Raw genomic sequence first — 14,910 nt, 5'->3', positions numbered from 1 at the left:
TTGTTTAGGTTTTTTAGCGATTGAATCGTTTTCGAAGAACTAGGCATGAGACAGCAAATACTACGAAAGCGCCCGCTGATCCAGCAGCAAACACCAACTCAAATTGTTCAGGTTTCGGTTTGAATAACAAAGGGACTGAAAGAATGAGCGCAGCACCACTAAAGCTTAATCCTAATATCAACATGGCCAATAATTTATTCATAGAAACACCTCTTACACTTAGAGTGAGAACAATGGAGACCTACTGATCTAAGTATCATTGTTATGATTCGACAACCTTTAACCGTCCTAAATGGAGTGTATCATATGATGGTAGGAGATTGTTTTTTTTCATGAAAACACAATCGTACAACAAATGATTTTAAACGAACACTGTTCTTTACGAACGATGTTCGTTATAGTATAAATGAAATGAAATTTAAAACGCTTTCCACAAAGGGATGAGGAGATGCAGAAGATGACGTCATTATCTAAGAATCAAAAGCAAATCGCTATCATTGGAGGAGGACCTGGGGGACTAACACTTGCCTTAATTTTGCAAAATTACGGTATACAAACAACCATCTATGAACGGGAGATGCATGACAAGAGCCTTGAACGAGGGGGCTCACTGGATATTCACGAAGAAACAGGTCAAAAAGCCTTAAAAGAAGCAGGAGTTTATGAGAAATTTGAAAAGAATGCCCGCTATGAAGGGGAAGATTTCCGATTACTTGATAAATCAGGAAGAATTTATTTAGATGAAGAAACGGAATCAGATCAAAAAGGTACTCGCCCGGAAATTGATCGTGGTGTGTTATGTGAACTACTATTAGAACAAATTGATGCTGAAACCATCAAATATGGGTATAAACTAGAAAGATGCGTTTCATTAGAAAGTGGTATGACAGAGCTTCATTTTGAAAACGGAGTTGTCGAAACAGTTGACCTTTTGATTGGGGCTGATGGTGCTTTTTCTCGTGTGCGTCCTCTGTTAACAGATATTGAGATTGAATACTCTGGGCTCACGATGCTAGAACTGAATGTCTTAAGCGTAGAGGAGAACCATCCTGATTTAGCTGAATTTAATAAACGAGGTAAGATGTTTGCTTTGGCAGACCACAAAGGACTGATTGGGCAGTTAAACGGAGATGGCCGAATCAAAGTGTATGCAAGCCTTATGGTAGAACGCAACTGGATCGAGACTTGTGGTATACCGTTTCATCAAGCGAAAGAAGCAAAAGAACAATTATTAGCGTTATTTAGTGATTGGGATGATCAGCTGAAAAACTATATTCGTTATGCAGAAGATGCCATCATTCCAAGGCGGATCTATACGCTTCCTACCAGTTTTAAATGGAATCGTCATAAAGGAGTAACGCTTATCGGTGATGCAGCTCACGTCATGTCGCCATTCGCAGGCGAGGGTGTGAACATGGCGATGTTTGATGCAAGGGAGCTAGCACTTGCTATTGTCCGACATCCTCATCATATTGAAAAGGCGATTGAAGAATACGAAGACATGATGTACGAATATTCATCAGAAAAAGCGCATGAATCGGAGAATAGTTTAAAACTGTGTTTTTCAAAAGACGCTGCGGTCAAGCTTGCAAATATGATGAATTCTTTTCAAAAGGATGATGATTGATGCTCAATTTACTATTTTACTTTGACATGTTATAAAGAGAGTATGAACAATTCAAATCGTCGTGTGATCAGTCGCCGGTCTCGGCCGGCTAAAGAACCCTTAAGCCGTGAGCTTATTGTGAAAACGGCCTATGAGCTTCTTAAGGAGCAAGGAATAGAGGGCATGAGTATGCGTAAGGTGGCTAAAGCATTGGATACGGGACCTGCATCCTTGTATGTCTACGTGAACAATGTTCAAGAACTCAGTGCTTACGTTTTGGATTATGGTCTCGGACAAATGGTTTATCCAGATTCAGAGGATGGCACATGGAAAGAACAGTTATTCGACATATTGCATACTTATTTCCTACTGCTAATCGAAAAACCGGGTCTCGCTGAAATTTCTCTTTCCACCATTCCACAAGGAACGAACTTTCTTCAGTTGACCGAACGTATTCTCGCTGCATTGCATGAAGGCGGGATCAAATCTACATCCGCAGCATGGGGAGTAGACCTATTGCTGTTATACGTATCTTCTGTAGCTTACGAAAAGGTCTCTTGGAAGAAACAAGGCTCTTCACAGATTTCAGACACAAAAAAAGCATTTCTTCAAGCAGACAAAATGCAGTTTCCTTTCATTCATCGTGTAAAAGAAGAAATGTTTGCAGGTGATACCGTATCAATGGAACGGTTCCGATGGGGAATTGACGTTATTTTGTATGGAATCCAGCAGGAAGACAATTAGAAAGGAGCATTAGCAAAAAGCAGTCAATGGCTGCTTTTTTTATGTGGTGATTTTCATATTTGTGATCTTGTGAGCATTACAATATATAAATAAATCTATATATTGTTTTTATATATAAAAAATTATATAATCTAGTGGAATAAAAAAATGAGGTGCTTAGGCATGGAACATATTAAAAAGTTATTAGAGAGTTATATTCCTTTAGCAAAATCTACTGCAAAAATGTTTGGACCAAATTGTGAAGTGGTGATTCATGATTTAACGAATCCTCAAGCATCTGTCATGTTTACAGTAAATAACCATGTGACAGGAAGAGAAATAGGCCAATCATTTGATCATCTAGTCAAGACTGTATTACAATCAGAAGATTTTAAAGAAGATTATCTGGCTGGTTATACATTTGTAACAGAAGATGAGCGTACGATTCGTTCTTCGACTTCATTAATACGTGATTCAAAGCAAAAAGTGATCGGTGCTTTCTGTATCAATTTTGATGTTGAAGCACTGAATCAAATGCAGCAATTTATGGATACTTTTCTTACTACACAGGTGGAAGCTCAAGAGAAAGAAACAACATCAAATGATGATCTTGAAAATGTGGAAGAAATAGTAGATCAATTGATTCAACAAATCATTCAAAACAGTGTTCACCCAGTCATGAAACGTCATGAAAAAATTGAACTAATCAAATTTATGGATGAAAAGGGCATTTTTTTAATGAAAGGATCTGTTGAGAAGGTCGCATCTATGTTAGGTATTTCCAAAGTAACCGTCTATAGCTATTTGGATGAAATCAAAAATAAATCGAGGTAAGGAGTGTCAACATGGAAAGCATACTCGAGGTAGGAAATCTAAAATCAAACGGACACTATGCATTCGCAACCATTCATCAAAACACGGTCTATGTGTCGGGACAATTTGCCATCAATCCTGAAACGACAGAAAAAGAGTTCGGCCCCATTGAAAAAGAGACATTACAAGCGCTTAAGAATGTAGAGATGATTGTAGAGGCTGCTGGAAGTCAAAAAGAAAAGATTTTGCGCATGACATTATACATTTCAGATATTGAATTATGGGACAAAGTAGATGCGGTTTATACCGAATTTTTCGGTGAACATAAACCAGCTCGTACGATTGTACCAACGAATGAATTACATTTTGGTTTCAAAATTGAAATGGATGCCATTGCATATATTTAGAATATTTTTTTGACCACCCTATATAAAAAATTATATTTCGTATAAAAAAATATTCAAAGGGGCAGATGAAGAATGAATCAATTAATTTGTAACCATTGCGGGGAAAAATATGAGATGACACCAACTCTATGGAAATGTGATTGTGGTGGAGTATTAAATCTAGTGAAAGATACCCCGAAAATAGACGTCACAGCTTGGGATCACTATCCAAATTCATTATGGCGTTATGTTGAAACCATGCCATTTCCAAAAGGTTCTAAGACGTGGGAAACTGTGACAATGGGCGAGGGCCAATCTCCTTTAATTGTTCTAGATTCTAATGAGCCAAACACTTATGTAAAAGTTGATTATATGATGCCGACACTATCATTTAAAGACCGTGGAGCAGCTGTGTTAATGACAAAAGCTAAGGAATTAGGGATAACAAAAGTCATTGCTGATAGCAGCGGGAATGCAGGAACGGCAATTGCTGCGTATGCTGCGCGTTGTGGTATTGCCTGTGACATCTATCTAAGTGATCAAACATCACCTAAAAAAGTCGCTCAAATAAAAGCCCACGGAGCAACGATTAAAGAAATTCATGGTACACGAGAGGACATTGCAGCTGCGGCCCAAAAGGCAGTAGACGAGGAAAACGTTTTTTATGCAAGCCATGTCTATAACCCTTATTTTTTCGAAGGTACAAAAACATACGCCTATGAAATCTATGAGCAACTAAAAGGAGCACCGGATGCTTTAATCATTCCGGTTGGAAACGGCACTCTGCTGCTCGGTGCGTATTATGGCTTTAAAGAGTTATTTGAAAATGGTCTCATTCATAACATACCGAAAATTGTTGCTGTACAAGCGAAAAACTGCGCTCCACTTGTGAAAGCTTTTCAACATGCGGAGGAATCAGCAACGCCTGTGACAAATAAAGGGACTGTAGCAGAAGGGATCGCTATTGCTGCCCCAGCGCGTTCTAAACAAATTTTAGCAGCTGTATACAAGACGAATGGTACGTTTATTGATATTGAAGAAGAAGAAATTATACATGCACGCTCTAAACTGAGTGAGAAAGGATTTTATGTCGAAGTGACATCTGCCATCAATTTTGCTGGCTACATGAAATATCAAAAGGAATCAGAAGAAACCATTATCATACCTCTTTGTGGGGCAGGGATTAAATCAAAATAGCCTTAGGACTCTGGTAGAATAGAGCGTTGCGTGCCTCGTTGTCCTATTATAGTTTCAATCAGGAGTAATATTTGCGAAATGAATTTAGATGATATGGAGGGTTTTGGCTGGGACATACCATTTGAGAACTTTACAGATGACATCATTCCTTTGCTGAATCTTTCGGACTCTGATAGTTACTTAATGCTAGATGTTTGTAGGACCGTTGCAGTTAGATTACGTCAACTGATTCACAATTGGCCTGATGATGATATAGATAAGAAGAACGCTCTCTATCTGGCAGAAGGAATGGAGTTAGCGCATCAACAAAATGAGCCAATCGGATTGATATAAGATGAGAAGAAAGCTACTTTAGAAAGCATGTTTAAACCGTAGTAGCTTTCTTCCCACTCTACCTAATTATTTTTCATTTGTTCCTCTCCCCAATAACATATCTCATCTAATACAGGCATCAGTGATAAACCCTTTTCAGATAAACTATATTCTACTTTTGGAGGCACTTGGGGATATTCTTTACGATGAATTAAGTGATCCGCTTCAAGCTCTTTTAGTGTATTGGTTAATGTTTTAAAAGAAATCGTTCCGAGCTTACGTTTCAGCTGATTATAGCGAACAGGACCATCGTTTGAATATAAAGCATACAGAACTGGCATTTTATATTTCCCACCAATTAATGACAAAGTATACCCAAAACCAGTATCTTTTAGCTCAGCTTTCGTCTGGAAGGACTCCTCATTCATTTTATACTCTCCTTTGGGTTAGTATCGCACTTTGATTACCGTACTTGTAGTATGTTATAGCACACAATAAAATGAATGTACATCAAAAAATGATGCAAAACTCAGAAAAAGGGTGAATGAATAATGAAAACGATTGTCTATGCACATCCTTGGGATGGAAGTTATAATCATGCCATTTTGACTTCCATAACAAAAAATTTAGAAACAAAGAAAGAACCATTTCAAGTAATCGATTTATATAAAGATGGATTTAATCCTGTTTTTACAGCTGAAGAATTAAAGCATTTTCATAAAGGAGAAACGCCTTATCCATTAGTGAAGGATTATCAAGAAAAATTAAAACAGTCAACAGAATTGGTATTTATATTCCCAGTCTGGTGGTGGGACTTACCTGCTATTTTAAAAGGATTTATTGATAAAGTGATGTTAAGGGGTTTCGCATTTACGGAAGATCAACACACTGGTGCTTTGAAAGGTTTATTGACAAATATAAAAAAAACTACCGTGATCTCAACATCTACAACAGACAAGGATTATATTGAATCGGAAGCTGGAAATGCCATTCAAAGCGTTTTTATTAACAGAACTCTAGCTGATTTGGGATTGAAAAATGAATCCACGAAATGGATTCATTTTTCTAGAGTGAATTTAACAACCGATGAAAAGAGAAAGCAATTTTTTAAAAAAATATCTCATCATATTTAATTTACTGTAGGAACAAATTTAGTAACAAAGCAAGGAAGCTCAAAAAAGCCCAAACTCTACGACCGATTTAATTTTATCGAGAAGAGGTCGTAGAGGTTTTGAAATGAAAAAGAGATGAGGTTAGATAAAAATAGACGATGGTTTTATCAATGTATGAATACATAAAGAAGAAGAGTCTAAAAATTCTTTCACACAACAAGAATGATCCAAATCAATATTTTCAAACTCTAGTTTACATAATATATATTCTAGGAAGTTAAACAATAATTGAATTTTCTTTGTCTCATTATTAAGTATACTTATCTTATTGAGATAAAACAAAAAATGAAAATCCAACGGTTGATTCGTCAGATTTTCATTCCTCTAAATGTTTTAAAATTTTTGCAGGATTCCCGCCAACAATCATATTTGACGGAACATCTTTTGTCACAACGGATCCTGATGCAATGACAGCATGATCTCCGATTGTCACACCTGGATTGATAATGGCGCCGCCACCAATCCACACATGATGTCCAATTGTGACTGGTTTGCCGAATTCAATACCTGTTTGACGTTCTTCTGGATTTAACGGATGTCCAGCTGTGTATATATGTACATTCGGACCTAACAAACAATGATCTCCAATTGTAATCTTGCAAACATCTAATAACACTGCATCAAAATTCGCAAAAAAATGCTCACCAACCTCGATATTGTATCCATAATCACATTGTATTCTGCCTTCAAATACCACATCATCTCCGCAAGCGCCTAAAAGCTCCTTTAAAATGGCCTTTCTCTGTGATGGCTCATTTGTTTGCTGATAGGCAAATGTCAATTGTCGTGCTTTTGCTCGATCTGCCATCAATGTGTGATCATTTGGGTGATAGTATTCTTCCTTGATCATCTTTTCTTTTTCTGTTTTCATGTTCATCTCCCTTTTATTGAAAATTCATTCATCGTTTGAATGAATGCCTCGGTGAATTTTGTCGTCGTCTCATTTCCTCCTAAATCCTTCGTTTTCAAGTTCTTTTTTAAGGCCTCATCAAGAGTATGTTCGATCAGACTGGCTGTCTGTTTTAATCTTTCATCTTGATATTTCACATGTAGCCAGTTACAAAGCATTACTGTAGAAAGAATCATGCCCATTGGATTGGCGATATTTTGACCAGCTATATCAGGTGCTGAACCATGTGCCGCCTGTGCCATCGCTTGATTTTCGTTGCAATTTAATGAGGGTGCCATTCCTAAACTGCCGACTAGTTCCCCTGCAAGATCAGATAAAATGTCGCCAAACATATTTTCTGTCACAATCACATCAAAATCACCTGCACGTCTCACTAAATGAGCAGCCATCGCATCAATATGAATATCCTCAACCTCCACTTGTGGATATGCTTTCGCTACCTCTTGACATGTTCGTAAAAACAAGCCAGATCCTAATTTGATCACGTTCGCTTTATGAACAATGGTGACTTTCCCCCTCCTCTCCACTGCACGTTGAAAAGCTGCGTGGGCAATACGGGTAATTGCTTTTTTTGTAAACACACCTGTAGATATGGCGACGTCTGGTGTAATCATCCACTCTCCTGTCCCCTGATACATATTCCGGTCTGGATAAAAGCCTTCTGTATTTTCTCGAAAAATGACAAGGTCGACGCCACTGGCAACGCTTTTCACACCTGGCAGCGATTGCGATGGACGAATATTTGCAAATAAATCAAATGTATGACGCAGTTCTCCACTTGGATTTCTTCTTTCTTTCAATTGATCAGGATATGAAGCTGAATCATGAGGTCCTAATATCCAGCCATGGCATTTTTTCAAGGCGGCTATAGTAGAAGCTGGCACTGGATCTTGATGAGAATGAATGGCTTCAGCACCGATAGGACACACTACAAATTCCACAAATGGTTCATTGAACTGTGATAACGCTGTCTTTAAAATACGCATACTAGAATTAACAATTTCCGGTCCAATCCCGTCTCCCTTTAAAACACCTATTCGATATGACATATGTATCGCCCCTTTTGTCTTTATTCTATCAAAGAATGATGAAGTTGGAATATTTTCTTCATGATGCTCCTCCCTCATGTTATTTACGAATCAAGAAGTCTCCTTTATAATCGAGTAGATTTGTTCTGTATGACTACATAGATATGAGGGATTAGATGAAATTAAAGTGGTATAAAGCGATTATTGTTATTTTTACGATGTCTGGGATCTCCATCTCCACTTGGTTTTCAAGAACACCAGAAGTGAGAGATTTATTGCAAGCAGATACAGGCACAATGGGACTCATTTTACTCGGCTTATCTGTAGGTTCCATTGTCGGGCTGATTCTTTCCAATGTATTCGTTCGCAAAAAAGGCGGCCGAGTGGCGATTGTGGTCAGCGCTTTTTTGATGTTTATTGGATTCTCAACCCTTGCAATCGGCGCGGCCCTCTCTTCTACGCTGGTTGTCACTGCTGGTCTTTTTCTTTTTGGTTCAGGCTCAGGCATGTGCAATGTAGCCATGAACTTAGAAGGAACGGAGATTGAGTATCAGATCAAGAGAACGATCCTGCCGATTTTGCATGCTTCTTTCAGTATTGGAACGTTAATTGGTGCAGGTGCCGGAATTCTCTTTATTTATTTAGGTGTGTCTGTCCTCATTCACCTTCTCACCATTGCACTCCTTTTCTTTCTCAGCATCCTGATTTGTACACGGTTTATTCCGCACGGGACAGGAAAAGATCCGGATGAGACGCAGACAGAATCAGTTGAGGCTTCTCAAACATCATGGCTGAACAAACGGACGATCTCATTAGCGATGATTGCCTTATGTCTCGCATTTGTAGAAGGTTCTGCAAATGATTGGATTCCACTAGCAATGGTTGATGGCTATCAGGTTTCTCATTCAATGAGTACGGTCATCTATGCATTATTTTTGTGCGGGATGATTAGTGGCAGATTACTGAGCGGACGTTTCATTGATCGCTTTGGCAGGGTGCTGTTGCTAAGAGTCGCGATCTTATCTGCTGCCGCCGGACTATTCTTGGTGATTTTAAAGATTTCACTCGTCGTGTGTATGATATCTATCTTTTTATGGGGACTTGGCGCGTCCTTAGGCTTCCCGCTGACCATTTCAGCAGCTGGTGATGATAGCCGCTATGCTGTCAAACGTGTCAGTATCGTCACTTTATCTGGGTATACAGCCTCTCTATCAGGGCCCCCTGTTTTAGGACTGCTCGCCAATCAAGTCGGTCTGCTTCATGCGTTTATTTTTGTTCTGTTTGCCATTTGTATTGCAGGAATCTTTACAAAAGCTGTTGCAAAACCGACATCAATACATTCTTTTTGAAAAGTGCCAGATCTTTGATCTCGGTACTTTTTTAAATTTAATAAATAAAATTGAAACCTTTCATGAAGTGAAACAGTCCTATAGATGTCTTGATGTTTATCGCTTTTTTAAAGAGGGAAAGTAAAAAAATAAGACTTTTCAAATAACTGAAAACGTGGTAAGATCATGAAAATAAACAGGAAGGGGTGAGAAAAATGAAAAAAAATATGCTGTTAAAATTAGCAGTCTTATTCATAGCACTTGCAAGTTTTCATTTGTTCTCAATGCCTCATTCCGTTCAGGTATACCATCATGCAAAGGTGGTTGCTGATCAAGAATCACATGAAATGAAAATCGTTCAGACAGCAGGCGATGAAAAGAAACAAAAACATGTGAACGCAGTATTTGCGGCATTTACAGCACTGCTAGTCATTGGCAGTATGGCAGCTGGATTTGCACGCATCACTTATACTGATCGATTTGACCGGAAAAAGAAGCATTTACTTGCAGTGTTCTACCAGTCTTCGAATTTCCGAGTAGCTCGTGTTAACCCAACCATTTAAATCAAACAAAAATTGGGAGGTTTTACACGATGTTATTTTTCTTAAGAGTATTCATTCTAGGTCTATTCTCTGTCACTTCACTTTCTCTTTTCGTTTACCAAGGAATTGAAGTAGTGCATGCCATCACAAGCATGTTTGGCAATCACGAGAGTTAAATTGACCTCATCATAAAAAACCCCCTGCCTTACGCAGGGGGTTTTCGTTTTGCTTATTTATTATCATCTTGGTCAGATGCAGCAGGTGATAAAAGAACTTGAGTTACTTCTCCCTGCTCTTCCTCATCTAAAATAAACGATCCATTGCTATAACGATCATTTGCCCTTAGTGTGGAAATATCGAGCGGGATCGTGGCACCCTTTTCCGTATCAATCTCAAGTGTATCGTGCAGTGAAGCAGCAATCACAGCAACAATTCTGTGAGGGTTTTTCTTTAATTCTCTTAGCATGATCACTCCACGTTTTGCTCTTGATGTCTTATCAAATTCAGAGAGGTTCATCCGCTTCACAGCACCTCTTTGTGTCGTGAGAACAAGCACATTGTTCTTCGGATCAATGATTTGTCCAGAGACCACCTCGTCTCCGTCCTTCAAATTGATGCCTTTCACACCAGCCGCTCTCGGACCGACCACACTCACTTCTTCTTCATCAAACCATAATCCATAGCCATTTTTCGTTGCAATAAACAATTCTTGCTGACCTGTTGTGACATGAACATCTACAAGTTCATCATCACCTTTTAAATTCAAGGCGACAAGCGGTTTTGAATAGCGCTGCGCTTTATATTGGAGAAGCTCTGTTTTCTTCACCATACCGCCTTTTGTGAAGAACAAGAGATACGATGATTCATCGAATTCTTTAATTGGGATCGCTTTTTGAATGGTTTCATCGCGATCAATCGAAATAATATTCGTAATGTGCTGCCCCATGTCTTTCCAGCGTATATCTGGCAACTGATGAACTGGACAGTAAATGTAGCTCCCTTTATTCGTAAATAGCAGAAGAACATCTGTTGTATTCATTTCAAACTGGTGAATCAGTCGGTCTGTATCCTTCATACCGAAGTCCTTACCGTTTGATGCAGCATATGAACGCTGGCTTGTCCGTTTGATGTATCCATCTTTTGTGACTGTGACGTACACGTCCTCTGATGCGATCATCACTTCAAGGTTAATCTTAATTTCTTCAATTTTTTCCTCAATGACGGATCGTCTTTCATCAGCATACGTCTTTTTCAACTTCTTCAAGTTATTCGTAATGACTTTAAACAGCTTCTTCTCATTCGCTAAAATGTCTTCAAGCTCTGCAATTCGCACGTCAAGCTCTCTTGCTTCGTCTCTTAGTTGAGTGATATCTGTATTTGTTAAACGATATAACTGGAGAGAAACAATCGCTTCTGATTGTGCTTCTGTAAAATCATATTTCTCCATCAAATTATTTTTCGCATCACGCTTATCATTAGACGAACGAATCGTCGCAATGACTTCATCTAAAATGGAAAGAGCTTTAATTAATCCATCTACAATATGATGACGTTCTTTTGCTTTTCGAAGCTCGTATGCTGAGCGGTTCGTCACCACTTCTTTTTGATGAGCAATATAAGCGTCTAGTACAGTTGTAAGCGTCATTAAAGTCGGTCTTCTGTTATGTATCGCGACCATATTAAAGTTATATGGGATTTGCAGATCAGAATTTTTATATAAGAAATTCAAGACACCATTCGCATCCGCTTCTTTTTTCAGCTCTACAACAATCCGAAGGCCGGTACGATCCGTCTCATCCCGAACTTCAGAAATTCCTTCTACTTTTCTTTCAATGCGGAACTCGTCCATCTTTTTGACAAGATTGGCCTTATTCACTTCATAAGGAATTTCTGTGATCACGATTTGCTGGCGTCCACCGCGGATGGTTTCAATCTCCGCTTTTCCGCGAATCATAATCTTTCCTTTTCCTGTTTCATATGCCTTCTTAATACCATCCACACCTTGAATGATCCCGCCTGTTGGGAAATCTGGCCCTTTGATGACTGTCATTAAATCTTCAACCGTACAATGCGGCTGTTCAATTCGCTTAATCACGCCATCAATCACTTCTCCTAGGTGGTGCGGCGGAATATCAGTCGCATAACCGGCTGAAATCCCTGTTGACCCGTTCACAAGAAGGTTGGGAAACATCGCTGGTAAGACAACAGGCTCTTTGCTTGTATCATCAAAGTTCGCGACAAATTCGACTGTCTCCTTGTCGAGGTCTTTTAAAAGCTCTGATGCAATTGCAGAAAGCCTTGCTTCCGTATAACGCATGGCAGCAGGAGGATCTCCGTCGATACTCCCGTTATTTCCATGCATCTCAATCAGCACATTTCGCACTTTCCAATCCTGGCTCATTCTCACCATTGCTTCATAAACAGAAGAATCACCATGCGGATGATAGTTACCAATTACGTTACCGACTGTTTTGGCAGCTTTACGGAAGTTTTTATCTTGTGTATTTCCTTCCGCATACATCGCATATAAAATTCTTCGTTGTACAGGCTTTAATCCATCACGTGCATCTGGAAGTGCACGATCTTGGATAATATATTTACTATAGCGACCAAAACGGTCCCCAATCACTTCTTCTAACGGTAAATCATGAAATCGTTCTTGTTGTGCCATGTTTAAACCTCCTCAGCTAGCGACAAGTTTTCATTTTCAAGAATGTTGCTTTCCTCATCAAGTCCAAAGGCGACATTCTTTTCAATCCATTTACGGCGTGGTTCTACTTTGTCACCCATCAGTGTCGTGACGCGGCGCTCCACCCGTGCAGCATCATCGATCTTCACCCTGACAAGCGTTCTCGACTCTGGATTCATTGTCGTTTCCCATAGCTGGTCGGCATTCATTTCACCTAAACCTTTATAGCGCTGAATCGTATATCCTTTTCCAACTTTCTTTAGTACGTCATCCATTTCTTCATCAGACCAAGCATATTCAATGACTTCTTTCTTCCCTGAGCCTTTGCTAACTTTATATAAAGGCGGAAGGGCAATGAACACTTTGCCATGCTCAATCAGCGGCTTCATATAGCGGTAGAAGAATGTAAGCAGCAGAACCTGAATATGCGCCCCATCTGTATCAGCATCTGTCATAATGACAATTTTGTCATAATTGATGTCTTCTACATTAAAATCGACACCAACCCCGCCGCCAATGGCATGGATAATGGTGTTGATTTCTTCGTTTTTGAAAATATCCGCAAGCTTTGCTTTCTCTGTATTAATGACCTTTCCTCGAAGCGGCAGCACCGCTTGGAATTTTCGATCACGTCCTTGCTTGGCTGATCCACCAGCAGAGTCGCCCTCTACTAGATACAGTTCATTTCTTGCCGGGTTTCTAGATTGAGCAGGTGTTAATTTTCCGCTGAGTGTTGCTTCAGATTTTTTCCGTTTCTTGCCGCTCCTTGCTTCTTCTCTTGCTTTTCTAGCCGCTTCTCTTGCCTGCTGCGCTTTAATCGCTTTTTTCACAAGCAGTGTCGCCGTTTCGCGGTTTTCTTCAAGAAAATAAGCCAATTTTTCAGAAATCACGGCATCAACAGCTGACCTTGCCTCACTCGTTCCAAGCTTTCCTTTTGTTTGTCCTTCAAATTGAAGAAGTTCTTCAGGAATTCTGACAGAAATAACAGCTGACAGACCTTCACGAATATCCGTACCTTCTAAATTTTTGTCTTTTTCTTTTAAAAGGGTCACTTTGCGTGCATATTCATTAAAGGCTCTCGTCATGGCCGTTTTTGCACCAGACTCATGCGTACCGCCATCTTTGGTTCTTACGTTATTGACGAACGACAAAATATTTTCTGAATATCCGTCGTTAAATTGAAAGGCAAAATCGACTTCAATGGACTGATGTTCGCCTTCAAACGAAACGACTTCACTAAGTACATCCTTTTCCTCGTTTAAATAAGCAACGAACGCTTCAATACCTGTCTCATAATAAAAGGTTTCCTGCACATCATGGCGCTCATCAATCAGCTCTATTTTTAGCCCTTTTAATAAAAAGGCTGATTCTCTTAAACGCTCTGATAATGTATCAAAATTATAGGTGGTGACACTGAACATCGTTGGATCTGGCTTAAAATGAATCAGTGTACCGGTCTTTTTCGTTTTCCCGATTTTTTCAAGTGATGTGACTGGCTTTCCGCCATGTTCAAAGCGCTGGTGATAAATAAATCCATCGCGTTCTATCGTCACGGTGAGCCACTCTGAAAGTGCGTTCACAACGGACGCCCCAACACCGTGAAGTCCACCACTTGTTTTATAACCACCTTGACCAAATTTTCCGCCTGCGTGCAGGACCGTTAAAATGATTTCTGGTGTCGGTTTTCCAAGCTTATGCATACCAGTAGGCATTCCGCGCCCTTTATCTTGGACGGAAATGCTGTTATCTTTATGTATTTTGACAATGATATGATCTCCATGGCCGGCGAGCACTTCATCGACAGAGTTGTCTACAATCTCATAGACAAGGTGATGAAGACCGCGTGAATCCGTCGATCCAATATACATCCCTGGGCGTTTACGGACGGCTTCAAGCCCCTCTAGCACCTGAATAGAATCATCGTTATAATCTACTTGCTGCTTTTTAACCAAATGCTTAATCCCCTTTCACTAACAAACATAACCGGCTAATCATCAATGATCTCTCTAGATTTTAATGATGATCATGCTGCTCATTACTGTCCACTTTAATAAGCTGCATCATCACCATGCATGTGTGATTCAGTGATACATGCTCTTTTGCACGGTTATGAGAATGTTCTACATTCTGCAATCAGAACTAGAAGTCCATTATAAACAAGACTGTTTCATAAGCCAAATGCAATCATATGATGGTTTTAGCAA

Annotated in this window: 16 protein-coding genes; 10 read left to right on the top strand and 6 right to left on the bottom strand. The window is 39.4% G+C overall.

All coding sequences use genetic code 11. The annotated features are described in order from the left end of the window. Positions 1-13 precede the first annotated feature (13 nt). Positions 14-202, bottom strand: coding sequence for a hypothetical protein (locus NST24_RS09240; RefSeq protein WP_041507201.1), 189 nt, complete (start codon positions 200-202; stop codon positions 14-16). 255 nt (positions 203-457) lie between these two features. Between NST24_RS09240 and NST24_RS09235 the strand changes: the two genes are divergently transcribed. The 6 genes from NST24_RS09235 (at position 458) to NST24_RS09210 (ending at position 5,058) form a co-directional block, all read left to right on the top strand. Beyond that, positions 458-1,627 (top strand): NAD(P)/FAD-dependent oxidoreductase, encoded by a 1,170-nt coding sequence (locus NST24_RS09235; RefSeq protein WP_342462586.1) that lies wholly within the window; start codon positions 458-460, stop codon positions 1,625-1,627. Positions 1,628-1,669: 42 nt separating this feature from the next. Then, positions 1,670-2,350 carry a TetR/AcrR family transcriptional regulator gene (locus tag NST24_RS09230; RefSeq protein ID WP_342462585.1) on the top strand — a complete coding sequence of 227 codons (681 nt, stop codon included), beginning with the start codon at positions 1,670-1,672 and terminating at the stop codon, positions 2,348-2,350. A gap of 162 nt (positions 2,351-2,512) precedes the next feature. Beyond that, the gene (locus tag NST24_RS09225; protein ID WP_342462584.1) at positions 2,513-3,163 is read left to right on the top strand and encodes a PAS domain-containing protein; all 651 of its coding nucleotides are present in this window, start codon (positions 2,513-2,515) and stop codon (positions 3,161-3,163) included. A gap of 11 nt (positions 3,164-3,174) precedes the next feature. After that, a complete protein-coding gene (locus tag NST24_RS09220) occupies positions 3,175-3,549 on the top strand; it encodes a RidA family protein (protein ID WP_017367342.1) in 375 nt (124 codons plus the stop codon). A gap of 72 nt (positions 3,550-3,621) precedes the next feature. Next, complete coding sequence (locus NST24_RS09215; RefSeq protein ID WP_342462583.1) at positions 3,622-4,725, top strand: threonine synthase; 1,104 nt, start codon at positions 3,622-3,624, stop codon at positions 4,723-4,725. Between the two features lie 78 nt (positions 4,726-4,803). Then, positions 4,804-5,058, top strand: coding sequence for a hypothetical protein (locus tag NST24_RS09210; RefSeq protein WP_342462582.1), 255 nt, complete (start codon positions 4,804-4,806; stop codon positions 5,056-5,058). 62 nt (positions 5,059-5,120) lie between these two features. Here the strand turns inward: NST24_RS09210 and NST24_RS09205 are convergent, their stop codons facing one another. Beyond that, on the bottom strand, positions 5,121-5,465 hold the full coding sequence (locus NST24_RS09205) for a helix-turn-helix domain-containing protein (protein WP_017359567.1): 345 nt from the start codon (positions 5,463-5,465) through the stop codon (positions 5,121-5,123). 123 nt (positions 5,466-5,588) lie between these two features. Here NST24_RS09205 and NST24_RS09200 point away from each other — a divergent pair, with 123 nt between their 5' ends. After that, the gene (locus tag NST24_RS09200) at positions 5,589-6,170 is read left to right on the top strand and encodes an NAD(P)H-dependent oxidoreductase (protein WP_342462581.1); all 582 of its coding nucleotides are present in this window, start codon (positions 5,589-5,591) and stop codon (positions 6,168-6,170) included. Positions 6,171-6,525: 355 nt separating this feature from the next. Here the strand turns inward: NST24_RS09200 and NST24_RS09195 are convergent, their stop codons facing one another. Then, positions 6,526-7,080, bottom strand: a complete 555-nt coding sequence (locus tag NST24_RS09195) for a sugar O-acetyltransferase (RefSeq protein ID WP_058337573.1) — start codon at positions 7,078-7,080, stop codon at positions 6,526-6,528. Between the two features lie 2 nt (positions 7,081-7,082). Further along, positions 7,083-8,246 carry an isocitrate/isopropylmalate dehydrogenase family protein gene (locus tag NST24_RS09190; RefSeq protein ID WP_342462580.1) on the bottom strand — a complete coding sequence of 388 codons (1,164 nt, stop codon included), beginning with the start codon at positions 8,244-8,246 and terminating at the stop codon, positions 7,083-7,085. Positions 8,247-8,323: 77 nt separating this feature from the next. Here NST24_RS09190 and NST24_RS09185 point away from each other — a divergent pair, with 77 nt between their 5' ends. The 3 genes from NST24_RS09185 (at position 8,324) to NST24_RS09175 (ending at position 10,193) form a co-directional block, all read left to right on the top strand. Next, positions 8,324-9,496 (top strand): MFS transporter, encoded by a 1,173-nt coding sequence (locus tag NST24_RS09185; RefSeq protein ID WP_039167749.1) that lies wholly within the window; start codon positions 8,324-8,326, stop codon positions 9,494-9,496. 194 nt (positions 9,497-9,690) lie between these two features. Next, entirely contained in the window at positions 9,691-10,038 is a 348-nt protein-coding gene (locus tag NST24_RS09180; protein ID WP_008343786.1) for a hypothetical protein, read from the top strand. Between the two features lie 29 nt (positions 10,039-10,067). Beyond that, positions 10,068-10,193 (top strand): hypothetical protein, encoded by a 126-nt coding sequence (locus NST24_RS09175; protein WP_008343787.1) that lies wholly within the window; start codon positions 10,068-10,070, stop codon positions 10,191-10,193. Positions 10,194-10,246: 53 nt separating this feature from the next. On the opposite strand, the gene parC is transcribed toward NST24_RS09175, so the two are convergent. Both parC and parE read right to left on the bottom strand, forming a co-directional pair. Continuing rightward, a complete protein-coding gene (gene parC / locus NST24_RS09170) occupies positions 10,247-12,688 on the bottom strand; it encodes a DNA topoisomerase IV subunit A (protein WP_024719079.1) in 2,442 nt (813 codons plus the stop codon). Positions 12,689-12,690: 2 nt separating this feature from the next. After that, a complete protein-coding gene (gene parE, locus NST24_RS09165) occupies positions 12,691-14,658 on the bottom strand; it encodes a DNA topoisomerase IV subunit B (protein WP_007499323.1) in 1,968 nt (655 codons plus the stop codon). Between the last annotated feature and the right edge of the window lie 252 nt (positions 14,659-14,910).

It is taken from the genome of Bacillus sp. FSL R5-0286 (genome assembly GCF_038593245.1).
In the GTDB taxonomy this organism is placed as follows: Bacteria; Bacillota; Bacilli; order Bacillales; family Bacillaceae; genus Bacillus; species Bacillus altitudinis.
This window is presented reverse-complemented; position numbering and strand designations above follow the sequence as displayed.

Bases quoted from the DNA above. Each gene is read 5' to 3' on its own strand.
- NST24_RS09240 (WP_041507201.1), bottom strand. From the start codon at position 202: ATGAATAAATTATTGGCCATGTTGATATTAGGATTAAGCTTTAGTGGT.
- NST24_RS09235 (WP_342462586.1), top strand. From the start codon at position 458: ATGACGTCATTATCTAAGAATCAAAAGCAAATCGCTATCATTGGAGGA.
- NST24_RS09230 (WP_342462585.1), top strand. From the start codon at position 1,670: ATGAACAATTCAAATCGTCGTGTGATCAGTCGCCGGTCTCGGCCGGCT.
- NST24_RS09225 (WP_342462584.1), top strand. From the start codon at position 2,513: ATGGAACATATTAAAAAGTTATTAGAGAGTTATATTCCTTTAGCAAAA.
- NST24_RS09220 (WP_017367342.1), top strand. From the start codon at position 3,175: ATGGAAAGCATACTCGAGGTAGGAAATCTAAAATCAAACGGACACTAT.
- NST24_RS09215 (WP_342462583.1), top strand. From the start codon at position 3,622: ATGAATCAATTAATTTGTAACCATTGCGGGGAAAAATATGAGATGACA.
- NST24_RS09210 (WP_342462582.1), top strand. From the start codon at position 4,804: ATGAATTTAGATGATATGGAGGGTTTTGGCTGGGACATACCATTTGAG.
- NST24_RS09205 (WP_017359567.1), bottom strand. From the start codon at position 5,465: ATGAATGAGGAGTCCTTCCAGACGAAAGCTGAGCTAAAAGATACTGGT.
- NST24_RS09200 (WP_342462581.1), top strand. From the start codon at position 5,589: ATGAAAACGATTGTCTATGCACATCCTTGGGATGGAAGTTATAATCAT.
- NST24_RS09195 (WP_058337573.1), bottom strand. From the start codon at position 7,080: ATGAAAACAGAAAAAGAAAAGATGATCAAGGAAGAATACTATCACCCA.
- NST24_RS09190 (WP_342462580.1), bottom strand. From the start codon at position 8,246: ATGAGGGAGGAGCATCATGAAGAAAATATTCCAACTTCATCATTCTTT.
- NST24_RS09185 (WP_039167749.1), top strand. From the start codon at position 8,324: ATGAAATTAAAGTGGTATAAAGCGATTATTGTTATTTTTACGATGTCT.
- NST24_RS09180 (WP_008343786.1), top strand. From the start codon at position 9,691: ATGAAAAAAAATATGCTGTTAAAATTAGCAGTCTTATTCATAGCACTT.
- NST24_RS09175 (WP_008343787.1), top strand. From the start codon at position 10,068: ATGTTATTTTTCTTAAGAGTATTCATTCTAGGTCTATTCTCTGTCACT.
- parC (WP_024719079.1), bottom strand. From the start codon at position 12,688: ATGGCACAACAAGAACGATTTCATGATTTACCGTTAGAAGAAGTGATT.